Raw genomic sequence first — 14523 nt, forward strand, 5'->3', positions numbered from 1 at the left:
AATTGATTAAAAAAGAATGTATAACAGTTAGTAAATCAAGAAGGAGAATACGGGATGGAAATATACATAGAGCAACTAAAGAAACAAGATGCTGAGGATTTATTTACGTTTGAACTTACGAATAAATCTTTTTTTGAAACAATGGTACCAACTCGTGGGTCGCAATATTTCAATTTTGAATATTTCCAAAAGCTACTAGACGATTTATTAATAGAACAAGCGGATGGAGATTCTTATTTTTATTTAATTCGTAATGAAGAAAATGAAATTGTAGGACGAATAAATTTAGTAGATATAGATACGGAAAATCGAAGCAGTTCGTTAGGTTATCGAGTCGGAGAAAAGTTTACTAAAAAAGGAGTTGCAACAGCAGCTGTAAAATTAGTTTTAGACGTGGCGAAAAATAATGAAATTAATGAGGTTCTTGCTAAAACAACTACTAATAATCTCGCATCACAAATTGTACTAGAAAAAAGCGGATTTTCTTATCAAAACAAAGCAGATACAAATTCTGTAGAATTAAACGGGGAACATGTGAAATTTGTACATTATATATGGAGAAATACTTCGCGCTTATAATAAGGGGGACTTATACATGAATGATTTACGTTATCCAATTGGCCAATTTACATACAAACGTCCTATAACTGAAGATATGATTGATACATGGATTCAAGAAATTGAAGATTTACCTAATGAACTAACAAAGGCAATTAAAGATTTAGATCAGAAGCAGTTAGACACACCATATCGAGTTGGTGGATGGACAGTTCGTCAAGTAGTCCATCACGTTGTTGATAGCCATATGAACAGCTACATACGCTTTAAATTAGCACTAACAGAAAAGAATCCAACGATTAAACCATATAAAGAAGAGAAGTGGGCAGAACTACCTGATTCTAAATTACCAGTAGATGTTTCACTAGTAATGTTAGATTCATTACATAAAAGATGGGTTAACCTTTTATATTCGCTAGAACTTGAAGATTTAGAAAAGACCTTTAATCATCCTGAAACCGGTGAAACAAAACTTGCTGCTGCAATTGGACTATATGCATGGCACGGACGTCATCATACAGCTCATATAACTTCATTAAGAAAGCGACTAAATTGGTAACATGGAGATTACATTAGAGAAGGCAACAGAAATTGATGCAGCAGCTTTATTTCAAATGCAAACAGACTCATTTAGCCCTTTATTAAATAAATATAAAGACTATGAAACAAATCCAGCAAATGAATCTATTGAAAAGATTATTTCAAGGATAAATAATCCCAGCAGTAACTTTTATAAGATGATAATAGATTCGAATCTTGTTGGAGCGATATGTATATCCCAAAAAGAAATACCTTATAAATTTTGGATCAGTCCAATGTTCATTCATCCAATCTATCAAGGAAAAGGAATCGCTCAGAAGGTACTTATTTCAATTGAAGAGATGTTTCCAGAAGCGCGCAGTTTTGAACTTGCTACTATTTTAGAAGAAGAGAGAAATTGTTTTCTATACGAAAAGATGGGGTATAAAAGAACAGAAGTTATAAAGAAAATAAATGATAAAACTACACTTATTTATTACAAAAAAGAAAGGTAAAGCATTTGAAATACGCTTTACCTCTTTATGTTATTTAAGATTAAATATACGAAAATAATGCATATTCTTCCAAAATACTCGGGTTAGTAATTTCGGAAATGAATAAACATACAAAAATGTTATTTTGTCGTATATGTTACTAACGCTTTTTGAATGCTTAAAATACTATCGTCACCTTTAAATTCTTTCGTAATTGGTGTACTCAAACTCGATACCCATATTTTAAGTTCTGCATCTAAATCAAAATGACCAGCTGTTTCAACACTAAATTGTGTAATGCTTTTATAAGGAATAGAATGATATTCTGTTTTCTTACCAGTTACTCCTTGTTTATCTACTAAAATAAGACGGCGATTTGTAAATACGATTAAATCACGAATCAATTTATAAGCATGCTCAACTTTCTCATCGTCTAACATAATCTTCTCTAAATCACGTTCTACACTTTCTGTACTCGTATTTGATGCATTTCCTAAAATACCGCTAAATAAACCCATATGAAATTCCTCCTCCATTATTTATGGATTGTGTTACTTATATTGTACCATGCTATTTACTAAGACATTATGACATTGCTTTAGTAGTTTTTGGTTATTGTTGCAATTAATTTATATAACCTCATCTTAAAATCTTGTGCTAACATGTAAGTAAGAAAAAAGAAGCAGAGGGATATAGCATGAAAAATATCGGTTTAGTATTAGAGGGCGGAGGAATGAAAGGTTTGTATACTGCAGGAGTACTCGAATATTTTATGGAAAAGAACTTATTCTTTCCATATGTAGTCGGTGTATCCGCTGGAGCCTGTATGGGGGCAACCTATTTGTCACGTCAAAAAGGGCGAAATAAGAAAGTAAATACAGAGCTAGTGTCAGATCACAGATATATATCTTATCGAAATTTAATTCGAAAACGTGAACTGTTTGGAATGGACTTTTTATTTGATGAAGTACCTAATAAAATTGTCCCATTCGATTTTCAAACTTTCTTAAACTCTAATGAACAATTTGTTATAGGGACGACTGATTGCGAATCAGGACAAGCTATTTATTATAATAAAACAGAACACGGAAATGATATTTTAAAAATCATTCGTGCATCTAGCTCAGTGCCGTTTATAGCACCTGCTGTAGAATATGATAATCGAAAATTGTTAGATGGAGGGATTATAGATCCTATACCAGTTTTAAAAGCTCAAACTGATGGTTATCAAAAGAACGTTGTTATTATGACAAAACCAGAAGGATATGAGAAACAGCGTAATAAATTTTCTGGACTAGCTAAAATTTTATATAGAAAATATCCGAATATCGCAGAATCTTTAGTAGAACATTATCGTTTTTATAACGAGACGATATCTTATATGGGGCAAATAGGACAAAAAGATAATTTTTATGTCATTCAGCCTAGCGTGCAGCTTCCTATAAGCGGAATAGAAAGAAATAAGGAAAAGCTCGTTAATTTATATAATCTTGGTTATACAGATGCTCAATATCATTATGAAAACTTATTAAATTGGATAGAGAAATAAAGGAGGAGAAAGTTGAAGTTAGGAAAACAAATTATTTTTAAGGAATTGCAGAAAATGCATAGTCCGCTGCATAAACGGTTTCCTTATCGTGCTACAGCAAAATTGCAGCGAGACTTAAAAAGTAAACTTACCGAAGATGACTGTTTAAACGCTGATTTTAATCATTATTGGATGCATACAGCAGGCACTTTAAGTTCTGTACTAAATGGAAACGAACAGAACATTACGTTTCAGCAAATAAAATGGTTACGGTTATCGTTTTTTGAATGGTTTCCGCAATATCGTTTTCTAGAAACAGAAATTGTGAAGTACCCCATTTTGTATAGAGATTTCATGAGTTATGAGAAGACCCGGAAACTAATACTATATTATCTTACTGAATAAAAATAAAAACGTACAAGTTATGCTGCTTGTGCGTTTTTTGTTCATAAAACAGACAATATTTATACCTTGTTTATATAGGGATTTTAATGTGCAGAAAGAAGTACTTATAGAATGAAATAAGGGAGAAGAGGCGTTTAGCGATTGTTTTCCTTTAATGCATTGTCCAACTCGAATATCGTTAGTTATTTATGTTAAAATATTTCGAGTGAAATTAAGACAGGAGGGACAACATTAACATGGAAAACGTATCAAATATAGATAAATTGGAATCAATAAAATCTTTACAATCAACAATTCGTAAACTTGAAAATGCACTATCACAGATGACTCAAAAAGGTGCAAATACTACATTAGTGAAAAAACGATTTAAAGCTGTTAGCGTAGGATTAGCAGTACTAGAAAACGTTTGGAATCAAGAAAATCACCAGTATAGTCAAGAAGAGTTAGCAGAATCTGGTAATGTCCTTGCTGGTTTGCTTCCATCAATTGAGAGAGCCTATGATAAGTCTACAGCTGGTAGTCCGCAAAGAACACTTTTAACAAGAAGAATAAAAGCGTTGGAACTTTCTATTCAAGCAATTGATAAACTTTCTAATAAATAACTTATCTAAATACATAACATCCGAATCCTAATTTTATAAAAGCAGTTTAGTGAAAAGAAAGAAATACAAAGGAGGAAGAGGGATGACTTTAATAATTAGTCCTAAGTTAGAGGAGCTTATTAATCAATTGAAAAATGGAAACGAGAAAGCTTTGTATACTTTTTTGCACGAGATAAAGTTAAATAATACGCCGCTAATAGAACAATGTCCTGTAGAAAATCAGTATAAGCTTATAACGTATATATGGTTAGGGGATCAAAAAACTGAAAACGTTTATGTATTCGGCAGTTTCCCTGGTTGGGATCTGCCTTTAAATCAATTAAAACGGTTATTACAAACAGATATTTGGTATCAAACGTTTAGGACGGATAAGAGCTTTATTTCAACTTACTATTTTTCAGTAAACGATTTTTTTGAAAATGATTGGATAAAGCGTAGTGAACAGTACCAACTAGACCAATTTAATGGAAATACATTTGGAGAAGGTGCCAATAAAGCGTCTGTGTTAAACATAGGTATGGAAGTGCAGTATAGCAGTCGTTTCCCTTCAAATCATTATCCCTCTGGAAAAATTGAAACATATTCTTTTCATAGTTCGATTTTAAATAACACACGTAAAATTCATATTTATACGCCTCATGATTATTCTCACACTTCACAGCTTCAAGAACGTCTCATTGTATTTGATGGAAATTCATTTATTAATAACCTTTCAATCGCAAAAACACTCAATTATTTAATTTACGAAAAAGAAATCCCATCTTGTATTGCTGTTGCTATAGAACCAGTTGATCGGCTAGAAGAACTAACCTATAACGATAAAATGAATGCATTTTTAACAGAGGAATTACTTCCGTGGATTAAAGCTACGTATCCTGTGCATCACGAAGCCAAACATACAACTATTGCTGGATTCAGTCTTGGTGGTTTAGCAGCTTTTTATGCAGCACTTCAAAATCCACATATTTTCGGGAATGTGTTGTCAATGTCTGGATCCGTACATTGGAAAAAGGATGCTTATGAAAATAAAATTCCTTGGATTGAAAATCAAATTTTATCTATAAATTCCAATGCAATTCAACCTCATTTTTATATGACAGTAGGAGAACTCGAAAATGAATCTCTTTTAACGGCTAATACACGCTTGTATAAAGCTTTAAAAGAAAAGGGATACCAAATTACTTACGAAGAGTTTCAAGGCGGTCATGACGGTGTTTGGTGGCGAGAAAAGTTATTTGCTGGATTGAGAGCATTAAAACTTACAAAAACAACACTATAAAATAAAAAGGAGAGAGATTCTATGAATCAAGAAGAACTAGATAAAAAACTAAAAAAGCAAGAGATTTTAGTAAAAGACGAGAAAGTTTGGACCTTTACGTATGAGGACCATATTAGTTCTATCGTTAAAGAAGCAGAAAAGAAAGGGTCTTTTGATAATTTGCCTGGTAAAGGGAAACCTCTAAATTTAGATAAAGACCTTTCGTACAATCCTGAAAAGCAACTGTATAGAACGTTAAAGAATAATCATGTTTTACCTAGGTGGATTGAGATTTCAAAGGAAATTGATGATTTAAAAGAAAAGCTAAAAGAAAATACAAATACTGCAGAAGCAGCAGATTTAATTCGAACTATTAATAAAAAGGTTTTAGAACATAATTTACTTTGTCCACCAAGTGCGCAAAAAACGAGGGTGAAAACGGATTTTTAACAATTTTTAATTAAGCTATCTCTTGCTATATAATTAAGTAAGGCATTTTCAATTCATTATTAAAGGGAGGCAAATGGACAACCTATGATGTTACTTACACAGCTAAACTTTGAAGAAATGCCGCATGTTGAATATATGCCTCAAAAGGGAATGTTACAGTTTTTCGTAAGTGCTGACAATGAGCTGTTCGGAGCAGATTTTGATCATCCAACAACCCAAAAAGACTTTCGAATTATTTATCATTCTACAATTATAGAAGATTTAAATAAGGTAATTACTGATTTTAGTTATTTAAAAGAGGACTTTATCATACCCGAAGCAGCAAAATTAAAGTTTGAATTGGATTATCAACCAGTAACATCAAGGGATTATCGATTTGAAAAGATTTTTAGTGAGGATATTGATTGGGAAGAAATTGTTGATGAAGAAAATAATACAGAATTAGGCGAACTGTATGATGATTTATGTAAAGATCAAGGACATAAAATTGGTGGTTATCCATTTTTCACACAGACAGATCCAAGGAAATGGGAAGAAAAATACCAGCAACATAACATATTATTGCTGCAAATCGATACAGACGATTCATTAAATATTATGTGGGGAGATTCTGGTGTTGCTAATTTCTTTATTAAGAAAGACGATTTGTTAAATCTAGATTTTTCCAATGTAATATACAATTGGGATTGTTATTAAAAATATATAAATGAAATACTAGCAAGCTAAAAAATCTTCCTGAAGGTAAGGGAGATTTTTTTATGTTAAAAATAAACGTTATGTTAACTAGAATGAAGAACGATGAGTGTAATGAAAGTCAAGCGTAAATAGTAGAAATAACAACAAATAAAGTAAAGTTGTAAAACGTGTGTAAATAGCAATATAAATTCATTAAGTACAACATAAAATAAAATTATTAATTTATATTTTGTATAGAAATAATTTTTCCGCATAAAAATTTCTTATTGATCAAAAATGATTTTAATTCGTCAAATCTTAATTAATTATTGATTTAAATTTGCTACGATGAATTTATAACAAAAAACGATAAAAACTGTAGAAATTCGTTTAGATAAGATTTTGTGTGAATCTCACTAAAAAACTCTGCTTCGTCTCATTAAGTATAGTTTACTTGGTTTTTGATACCTGAGATTGCTTTATTTCAATAACTTCCTATAATATATATTATGTTAACTAATTAAAAATAATAAACTTATTAAATGTTAGTATTGGTTGTTATGCTTCCCCTTTCTCTTTGGATTAATACTGTGTGATGGATTGTGCGGTAATTGTTTTTTAGTTGTTTTATAAAATAATGTTTCCTGATAAAAATTATATTTAAGGAAATAAAAATGCAATTCGTTTAACATGAACGCATTAAACGAATTGCCCGGATATTATTAAGAATAGGTTTTTAAGATTAGTTTGCTACAGCGATTGCTTCGATTTCAATTAATAAGTTATCGTTAATTAACTTTCTAACTTCTACAGCTGAACTTGCTGGTGGATTCTTAGTATCTATGTATTGATCTCGAATATCTCTGACAATGGCCATTTGAGAAATGTCTGTTAAGAAAAATGTTAATTTTACTACATCATTAAAGTTTAATTTTGAAGTTTCTAATGCAATTTTAATATTTTCAAATACTTGTCGCGTTTGTGTAGCTAAATCATCAATACCCACTATTTGACCGTCAGTATTGATCGCTACTTGTCCAGATATGTAAATTGTTCGTTTAGCGTTACTAACTTCGACTACATGTGAATACCCAAAAGTTGGTGGCATCGTTTCTGGATTGATAAATTTCTTTTGCATGGCTCTTCTCTCCTTTTAATATCTTTTTTTCTTTATATTAGGTTTTAATTTCGGATTATCCTCTATTTACTAATTATTGTCCATACATCATTCAGCTGCTACACATGCAAAAGTATATTAGTCACTTTAATTCAAAGTTTTTAATAGATTATGTACGTTTGATTTTTTTGAGCGCTTGTTATAATTACGCCTTTTTGTATTAATTCTTCAGTTACTTTTGTATAGAAAAAGTGATACCACCAAATAAAAAATTCTTCGTAAGTTATTTCTTTTGAGTATCTGCTGCTCGCAAAGTATTCTTTTAAAGGTTTATCGTTTTCTTTAAATAATAAGACTAAATCTTCACTGATTGTGTTTGCAATTTCGTTAAGTATTGGTAAGTCTGCTGTTTTAAACACAGGAATAACAGGTTGTGAATTTTGATATAAGCCTAATTTTTCGTAAATTACATTTAAATTTATGTCTACTTGTCTATCTGCCGCTAGAAAATTTTTAACTAATTGCTTTTTCGTATAATTAATATCAGAAATAGCATCGTGCAAAAGTTCTTCAAATGTTTCTTTATTTGCAGTTATTAAATTCAAATTTGTATATCGAGTGTTTCCATAAAGTCCAATTTGATATTCACTTAAATCCAAATACGTATTACCATACATTCCAAAGGCCTCTTTCTCTATTTGATCTTGTTCTTGAATCGCATAATAATATCTTTTATTGTTTCTCAAAGGTCGTTCCGTTTCTAAATAGTTTTTTTCAATGTTATTTATTTGTCCAGAATCTAATAACACACCACTATATAGTAAAAGACTATACGATTCTTTAGATAAATGATTAAATGTCTCGATTCTTTTGGAAAGTGCCTCAATTTGATTTGAATAATTTCCAACGATTTTAAGTGTTGGTTTAATTAGAGGCTCACATAGGTTATAAAGTTTTTCTCCTTCAGTAACTGTTATAACCATACACGTTGGATAGTAACTCTCTCCTATCTTTTTCAATAATCCTTCTAGTTCTAATGCATGTATTTGTTTTTCGAATTCTTCGTTCGTCCAATTTAGCTTCGTTTTTATAGTATTTGATTCTATGCCTAGATGAAGCATTACAAGTAAATATTGAAGATTTGTTCCACTTATTTTTATAGATGGAGAATTGTCTCCAGTTGAAATCATTTTAGCCTCATAAGCTGTTTGTAGTATTTTCTCTGGAGTATTATTAACAAGCATCATTGAATCCCTCCTTTTTAATCAAGTAAATTGTAAAATCTGTGTATTAACTATGTTCTATCAATAAAAATAAGTATCCTCTAATAACCTCAAATTAAAAACCTTAGCATAGCAATACTAAGGTTTTTGGAATTCTTATAACAAATTATTGCTTGATGTTAAAATGATTCGTTCATAGTCTTTTTTAAATTGATTATCATTTTTTAACCAACTTTTAAATGTTAATTCGTTAATATTTATATTTAAACAAGCTGTAGTAATACATTTGTTTTTCTCATAATCCTTAAGAAAATTATGTTTTCTTTGCTGAACAGCAGATTGAGTTCTTTTTAATTTTCGATCATGTAATTGATCTAAATGTAGACTTTCTTTCTGAAATATTTCATGTTTTCTACGCAAATAAAGATCTTTGTCTTTATAAATCCACTTTGAAAATAGTTGTATTGATTTTCTTCCGGATAAAATGACACGATAATGTTTATTTTGATTTAGTAAGTTGGAAGGTAAATTATGATTTTGTAAAAGCTTGTTTAAAGTATTCATAAAGTTATATGATCCTCCCACAAAACTTACTGTATAAGTATCATAATTGACGTAACCATCCCCATCAAAATACCCACGAGCAAAGTGATGTAAATATTCTTCTGGTACAAAAGGAAATTCGATGTTAAATGATTTACATGGCCTGATTCCGTGTATGTTCATAAGATCGTCTCTTATTGTTTTACAATTAATGTTTAGCATATATACGCCTGTTTTTTTGTTTTGATAAAGCGGCTGGTTTGAGTTTAGTTCTCTTTTTATATCTTCTAAAATGTAACTTTCTTTTTGTGAAATACTGACACATTGATTTTCTTTTGGTATAACGCCGTCAACTGCTATAAACCCTAAAATATAAGCCATGTTATTTGACCAAGTTTTAAAAAAATCTTCTTTTATGCCATACTTTCTCTTCCAGCTCCCTATAGCTCGCCTTGGAACGTTATTGTCTGTTAAAACCATACGAATATACCTTGCAGACACATTAGCAAGCATAGCGATTTCTGAGGTACTCTTCCCTTCTGCATACAGATGAATGGTTTCAGATTTTGATAGTTTACACTTGGACTTCTTTTTTCTTTCTATTTTCATTTATGGACCCTCCTTCCTTTGATTTATTAAAGGTGTATCTACTTCTATAACATATAATGAAGCGTATGTTCTTTGTGGATTCTAAAAAGGAATTTACTTAATAAAAACAATTTACAATGGCTTAACAATAACCTGCTTCTATATGGCGTAATGAATTTGAAGAATTTACGAACTGCAATGCATTTAAGATGAAAGGTAAAATAATTTAGTTTAAACTAAAAGTAGCTACAATAACAACATACGTATATTGTTAAACGTAAAAAGGAGAACTAATGAATAAGAAATATACAAATCAAATTCATACTGATATGAGTTTTAAACCGAAAGATATTATGGGTTTAATGGCGGATTACTTTAAAATGAAGTCAAAGCTGCGTCCTATAAAGAATTTACCTATTGTTTTATCGAATAAAGATAATGAATCTTTGGAGAGTATTACATGGTTTGGCCATTCTGCTTCTCTTTTAAAAATAGAAGGTAAAAATTTGTTGTTAGATCCTATGTTTGGAGATGCCTCTTCCCCATTCCCTGTCTTTAATAGTAAACGTTATAGTGGTGTTTTTTCTTTAGAACGTGATGATCTTCAAGAAATTGATGCGATTATCATTTCTCATAATCATTATGATCATTTAAATTACAAAAGTATTATGCAGTTAAAAGATCGTGTAAAGCATTTTTATGTTCCGACTGGAGTTGCGCGTTATCTTATTAAATGGGGTGTTTCACCTAATAAAATAAGTGAGCATAATTGGTGGGATGAAATTACGTTTGATAATATTAAATTAGTTTGTACACCTGCAAGGCATTTTTCTGGACGAAGTATGACAGATAGAGATTGTTCATTATGGTGTTCATGGGTTATCCTCGGTCAAGAAGCGAAAGTTTTCTTTAGCGGTGATAGTGGTTATGCTCCACACTTTAAGGAGATTGGTAATAAATACGGTCCGTTTGATCTTACTTTAATGGAATGTGGACAATATGATGCGAGATGGTCTGCAATTCATATGTTACCAGAAGAAACCGTACAAGCTCATATTGACGTTAAAGGAGAATTGCTCGTTCCTATTCATTGGGGTGCTTTTACGTTAGCATTACATGAATGGAGTGATCCTATTGAACGTGTTACGAAAGAAGCAAATCGTTTAGGAGTTAATATTTCAACGCCACAAATCGGTGAAATTATTACGTTACAATCTAAAGAGTATCCTACGGCTGCTTGGTGGCGAGAAGTATAATTAGAATAAAAAGCGAACCGATTAAATATTGATGGTTCGCTTTTTATTCATTTATGACTCATCTATTAAAATTCTTTGTTTTATCTACTGGAATTGCGTTTTTCATCTTTTCTGTTGTCCAATATCCTGTAGGGTCTCCTATATCGTTTGAATATTGAATAGCAGATGGGATATTGGGAGCTTCCTTTTTTCATGAGCTCCTCCTTCTATTACATACTAATCCCCCCTAATTACTACTTCACTATATTTTCTTTCCCACTATTTAAAATTCTACTTGTCGACACAGAGGTAGAATCAATAATACTCACCCTCACGTTAAATTTTATCTTTAGTTTCAATTCGATTACATTAGCTATTTTCTGTTACTGCTTGCACTAATTTATGTATTGAATCTATTGGGCTGGTCTGCTTAGCTAATTCTTTATTCTTATACTCTACTAATTTATGATTTGATAAAACGCAAGAGTGCTCTAATATTAATTCATTATAAAGTACTTCAGTTAAAAATTTAGGTATCATCTCTCCTACGCCGTAATTATAGTCACTTAGAATCCAAGATACCTCTTTCCAATCTAGAATTCCTTCTGAGACTTTTTTTGGGGTGTGATATGTAAATTCATTAAGTAGCTCAACTAGATATACATATATGCCACCAGAATATGAGGAATCCTCCCATTTAATAATGCCTTTAAATTGAATTTGATTTTGTTCCACATCTATATTTGTTTCTTCTTTTATTTCACGAATTGCATTTTCTAACGGTGTTTCCCCTTTTTCTATCTTCCCTCCTACACCGTTCCATAATCCTTTTACAGGATCATATTCTCTGTTTAGCATAAGTATTTCTTCATTTCTTTTTATAAAACATAAAGTATGCTTGTACATTTTTAATTCATTCCTTTGTTCTTAATAAGTTCTAACAGGTGATATTAAATATACTGCTGCAGATTGTTCACCTGCTTCAATTAATATCGGCCTCATGGAGCCACCAAAACTTAAAGTAACTCTATCTTCTTTTATTGCTTTTAAAGTATCGACCATATACCGTCCATCAAAAGATATATTTAATTGCTTTTCACCGTGAATAGCATCTATTTGTTGTGTCTCGGATATTTTACCAATCTGAGAAGCGTTAGATGAGATTAGTATTGTGGATTCGTCGATGATTTCTAAGTTAACGTTGTTGTTTGCCCATTCACTAGCTAATAAACTTGACCGATCTACACCTTGTAAAATCTTTTTTCTATCTATATTAATAACCGTTTGGGATTCATTTGGAATTAGGCCGGTTATATTAGGATATTTTCCTTCAATAAGCCTTGAATACAACGTAATTGTACCGAATTTAAAAATAATGTGACTCTCTGAAAGATATATGTATACTAAATTTGAATTATTGTTCATTAATTTTAATAGTTCACTAATAGTGGAACTTGGTACAATACAATTTAATTTCGCATGTGAAGAAATGGGGATTTCACGTAAAGCCAGTCTATGTGAATCAGTAGCAGCACAAATTAATTTGTTATGATCAATAACAAAATGTACGCCAGTAAGAACGGGTCTAGATTCATTTTTAGCAGCTGCAAAGACAGTTTGTTTAAATACTTCAATCAACTGTTCCATTTCTACTTGTATTTCTGCATGATCGTCTATAAATGGTACATTCGGAAATTCGTTCGCCGAGAATCCATTTAAGTTTAAAGTAATTTCATCTGATTGAATTGAAATCAACTGCTCATTCATACTTTTTATTAAAATTTCACTTGGCATTTTCTTAATAATTTCAATGAAATATTTTGCTGGTACAACAATACTTCCTACTTTTATAATAGTTGTAATTTGTACACCTTCAATTGAACTAGGTATAAACTTTTCAATGAAAACATTCGAATTACTTGCGACTAAAGTAATTCCAGATTGATCTGCTGTTATTTTTATTCCGGATAATATAGGAATTAAAGTTTTTGTTGAGATAGCTTTACTTACTTCTGAAAGAGCTTGTGTAAATTGTTTGTGATTAACGGTAAACTCCATTTTTCCCCCGCCTTAAATGAAATAATATGTTTATGAAGATTGATGAATAATAGTTCCATTAAAAATATAAGGTATTGTTTCTTTCGTTTGTAAAAGGCCTTTTAAGTGTTTTGGTATACGTAAATAAGGTTCTGCTTTATGTAATTCCATCCAGATAATTTCTTCAATTTCTTTTGGTCGTGATATGCAAATTTCCCCTCCGATTATTTCTCCTAAAAAATTAAAGAAGATTGCATGATGTCCTCTTTCCTCAAAAAACGCTTCACTAATGGAACAAATCCCTTTTACATGTATATCTAGTCCAGTTTCTTCTTTCACTTCACGAATTGCTGCCTCTTCTAACGTTTCACCAAATTTTACTGCCCCACCTGGTAATGTATAATAAGAGCCATTTTTTCCTTTGTTTTTAACCATTAAGAGCTTTTCGTGACTTTCATCGTATAAAAGCGCGTATGTAACATTCACCTTTTTCATATTTAACCCCTTTCAATGATAAGAATTTTCTGTCTTTATTTCATTCTACCATTAAATTGTTTTTATTCACAAAAAAGAAAAGAACGTGTTTTGAAAAGGAATAATCAAAAAACGCCCTCTAAATGTCAAAAAGTCGATTCGTTTAAAGAATACCAAACAATAGCAACTATAAATTTAATATGTTTTTTACAACCTTTTTTCTAAATAGTAGTGATGATGTCCTTTAGGATGATCTTTACTGACTCCGATCACTTTATATCCATGTTTTTTATAAAAGTTTGGAGCTTGGAAACTAAAAGTGTCTAAGTTTATCAGCCGACATTCTTTTTCGATTGCAAATTCTTCAATTAGTTTCATTAATTTGCTGCCATAGCCTTCGTGTCTATATTCTTCAGACACCCACAGAAAGTCAATATGCAGGTGATGCCAAAATGTTACCGCTGTTACCCCTCCGATTATTTCTTCTTTTTCATTCCTTACTATAAAACTTACCTTTTCTGAAGGTGTTTTTTCTTCATTTGAAAGATGTTTTTGGTTATATTCAATTACTTTCTCTCTTATGTAATTACTATCTTCTTGAATCCATTGTTTTTGAATTTTCATTTTTAATATCACGCACCTTTTTATATTTACGTAATCTATTCAATTTAATAATTAAATTATCCTGTCTTTATTAATAGTAGGTTACGTAATAAGTAAAGGATGAAATCCAGATATTTCGAGTGGAGACTCTAATTGTAATTAATAGTAAATATCCTTTTTACGTGGTTTTATTTTGACGTGGAGTACATTGTTT

The 14523-nt window shown here is 30.9% G+C and carries 16 protein-coding genes and 2 pseudogenes; 10 read left to right on the forward strand and 8 right to left on the reverse strand.

The genetic code is table 11. The features are described from left to right. Positions 1-54: 54 nt before the first annotated feature. The 3 genes and pseudogenes from LUS72_RS13055 to LUS72_RS13065 form a co-directional block, all read left to right on the forward strand. Positions 55-579, forward strand: coding sequence for a GNAT family N-acetyltransferase (locus LUS72_RS13055; protein WP_097829264.1), 525 nt, complete (start codon positions 55-57; stop codon positions 577-579). Between the two features lie 16 nt (positions 580-595). Then, a complete protein-coding gene (locus tag LUS72_RS13060; RefSeq protein ID WP_097829265.1) occupies positions 596-1117 on the forward strand; it encodes a YfiT family bacillithiol transferase in 522 nt (173 codons plus the stop codon). Position 1118: 1 nt separating this feature from the next. After that, positions 1119-1592: pseudogene (locus tag LUS72_RS13065) on the forward strand (GNAT family N-acetyltransferase); the annotation flags it as partial. A gap of 119 nt (positions 1593-1711) precedes the next feature. On the opposite strand, the gene LUS72_RS13070 reads toward LUS72_RS13065, so the two are convergent. Beyond that, positions 1712-2089, reverse strand: a complete 378-nt coding sequence (locus tag LUS72_RS13070) for a PH domain-containing protein (RefSeq protein WP_097829267.1) — start codon at positions 2087-2089, stop codon at positions 1712-1714. Positions 2090-2268: 179 nt separating this feature from the next. Here LUS72_RS13070 and LUS72_RS13075 point away from each other — a divergent pair, with 179 nt between their 5' ends. From LUS72_RS13075 to LUS72_RS13100, 6 genes and pseudogenes are all read left to right on the forward strand, one after another. Further along, a complete protein-coding gene (locus tag LUS72_RS13075) occupies positions 2269-3120 on the forward strand; it encodes a patatin-like phospholipase family protein (protein WP_097829268.1) in 852 nt (283 codons plus the stop codon). 12 nt (positions 3121-3132) lie between these two features. Then, a complete protein-coding gene (locus LUS72_RS13080) occupies positions 3133-3504 on the forward strand; it encodes a YxiJ-like family protein (protein WP_264449018.1) in 372 nt (123 codons plus the stop codon). Between the two features lie 236 nt (positions 3505-3740). After that, on the forward strand, positions 3741-4106 hold the full coding sequence (locus LUS72_RS13085; protein WP_264449019.1) for a hypothetical protein: 366 nt from the start codon (positions 3741-3743) through the stop codon (positions 4104-4106). An 82-nt stretch (positions 4107-4188) separates the two neighbouring features. Beyond that, a complete protein-coding gene (locus LUS72_RS13090; RefSeq protein WP_264449020.1) occupies positions 4189-5385 on the forward strand; it encodes an alpha/beta hydrolase in 1197 nt (398 codons plus the stop codon). Between the two features lie 21 nt (positions 5386-5406). Next, positions 5407-5814: a DnaJ family domain-containing protein gene (locus LUS72_RS13095; protein WP_097829272.1), complete on the forward strand. Its 408-nt coding sequence runs from the start codon at positions 5407-5409 to the stop codon at positions 5812-5814. 63 nt (positions 5815-5877) lie between these two features. Further along, positions 5878-6510: pseudogene (locus LUS72_RS13100) on the forward strand (YwqG family protein); the annotation flags it as partial. Positions 6511-7231: 721 nt separating this feature from the next. Here the strand turns inward: LUS72_RS13100 and LUS72_RS13105 are convergent. The 3 genes from LUS72_RS13105 to LUS72_RS13115 all read right to left on the reverse strand — a co-directional run bounded on the left by LUS72_RS13105 (position 7232) and on the right by LUS72_RS13115 (position 9981). Further along, positions 7232-7627 carry a RidA family protein gene (locus LUS72_RS13105; protein WP_097829274.1) on the reverse strand — a complete coding sequence of 132 codons (396 nt, stop codon included), beginning with the start codon at positions 7625-7627 and terminating at the stop codon, positions 7232-7234. A gap of 140 nt (positions 7628-7767) precedes the next feature. Further along, positions 7768-8850, reverse strand: coding sequence for a synaptonemal complex protein 1 (locus LUS72_RS13110; protein WP_097829493.1), 1083 nt, complete (start codon positions 8848-8850; stop codon positions 7768-7770). Positions 8851-8985: 135 nt separating this feature from the next. Continuing rightward, positions 8986-9981 (reverse strand): LAGLIDADG family homing endonuclease, encoded by a 996-nt coding sequence (locus tag LUS72_RS13115; protein WP_264449021.1) that lies wholly within the window; start codon positions 9979-9981, stop codon positions 8986-8988. A 272-nt stretch (positions 9982-10253) separates the two neighbouring features. Here LUS72_RS13115 and LUS72_RS13120 point away from each other — a divergent pair, with 272 nt between their 5' ends. Next, on the forward strand, positions 10254-11216 hold the full coding sequence (locus LUS72_RS13120; protein ID WP_097829276.1) for an MBL fold metallo-hydrolase: 963 nt from the start codon (positions 10254-10256) through the stop codon (positions 11214-11216). A 348-nt stretch (positions 11217-11564) separates the two neighbouring features. Here LUS72_RS13120 and LUS72_RS13125 read toward each other — a convergent pair whose 3' ends face one another. The 4 genes from LUS72_RS13125 to LUS72_RS13140 form a co-directional block, all read right to left on the reverse strand. Next, a complete protein-coding gene (locus tag LUS72_RS13125) occupies positions 11565-12101 on the reverse strand; it encodes an NUDIX hydrolase (protein WP_264449022.1) in 537 nt (178 codons plus the stop codon). Positions 12102-12122: 21 nt separating this feature from the next. Next, complete coding sequence (gene dnaN / locus LUS72_RS13130) at positions 12123-13253, reverse strand: DNA polymerase III subunit beta (RefSeq protein ID WP_097829278.1); 1131 nt, start codon at positions 13251-13253, stop codon at positions 12123-12125. A gap of 30 nt (positions 13254-13283) precedes the next feature. After that, positions 13284-13727: an NUDIX hydrolase gene (locus LUS72_RS13135; protein WP_097829279.1), complete on the reverse strand. Its 444-nt coding sequence runs from the start codon at positions 13725-13727 to the stop codon at positions 13284-13286. A gap of 186 nt (positions 13728-13913) precedes the next feature. Continuing rightward, positions 13914-14330 (reverse strand): GNAT family N-acetyltransferase, encoded by a 417-nt coding sequence (locus tag LUS72_RS13140; RefSeq protein ID WP_097829280.1) that lies wholly within the window; start codon positions 14328-14330, stop codon positions 13914-13916. Between the last annotated feature and the right edge of the window lie 193 nt (positions 14331-14523).

Origin of the sequence: Bacillus cereus (assembly GCF_025917685.1) — a bacterium.
GTDB lineage: Bacteria > Bacillota > Bacilli > Bacillales > Bacillaceae_G > Bacillus_A > Bacillus_A cereus_AT.

Coding starts and splice junctions, on each gene's coding strand:
- LUS72_RS13055 (WP_097829264.1), top strand. CDS start 55: ATGGAAATATACATAGAGCAACTAAAGAAACAAGATGCTGAGGATTTA.
- LUS72_RS13060 (WP_097829265.1), top strand. CDS start 596: ATGAATGATTTACGTTATCCAATTGGCCAATTTACATACAAACGTCCT.
- LUS72_RS13070 (WP_097829267.1), bottom strand. CDS start 2,089: ATGGGTTTATTTAGCGGTATTTTAGGAAATGCATCAAATACGAGTACA.
- LUS72_RS13075 (WP_097829268.1), top strand. CDS start 2,269: ATGAAAAATATCGGTTTAGTATTAGAGGGCGGAGGAATGAAAGGTTTG.
- LUS72_RS13085 (WP_264449019.1), top strand. CDS start 3,741: ATGGAAAACGTATCAAATATAGATAAATTGGAATCAATAAAATCTTTA.
- LUS72_RS13090 (WP_264449020.1), top strand. CDS start 4,189: ATGACTTTAATAATTAGTCCTAAGTTAGAGGAGCTTATTAATCAATTG.
- LUS72_RS13095 (WP_097829272.1), top strand. CDS start 5,407: ATGAATCAAGAAGAACTAGATAAAAAACTAAAAAAGCAAGAGATTTTA.
- LUS72_RS13105 (WP_097829274.1), bottom strand. CDS start 7,627: ATGCAAAAGAAATTTATCAATCCAGAAACGATGCCACCAACTTTTGGG.
- LUS72_RS13110 (WP_097829493.1), bottom strand. CDS start 8,850: ATGCTTGTTAATAATACTCCAGAGAAAATACTACAAACAGCTTATGAG.
- LUS72_RS13115 (WP_264449021.1), bottom strand. CDS start 9,981: ATGAAAATAGAAAGAAAAAAGAAGTCCAAGTGTAAACTATCAAAATCT.
- LUS72_RS13120 (WP_097829276.1), top strand. CDS start 10,254: ATGAATAAGAAATATACAAATCAAATTCATACTGATATGAGTTTTAAA.
- LUS72_RS13125 (WP_264449022.1), bottom strand. CDS start 12,101: ATGTACAAGCATACTTTATGTTTTATAAAAAGAAATGAAGAAATACTT.
- dnaN (WP_097829278.1), bottom strand. CDS start 13,253: ATGGAGTTTACCGTTAATCACAAACAATTTACACAAGCTCTTTCAGAA.
- LUS72_RS13135 (WP_097829279.1), bottom strand. CDS start 13,727: ATGAAAAAGGTGAATGTTACATACGCGCTTTTATACGATGAAAGTCAC.
- LUS72_RS13140 (WP_097829280.1), bottom strand. CDS start 14,330: ATGAAAATTCAAAAACAATGGATTCAAGAAGATAGTAATTACATAAGA.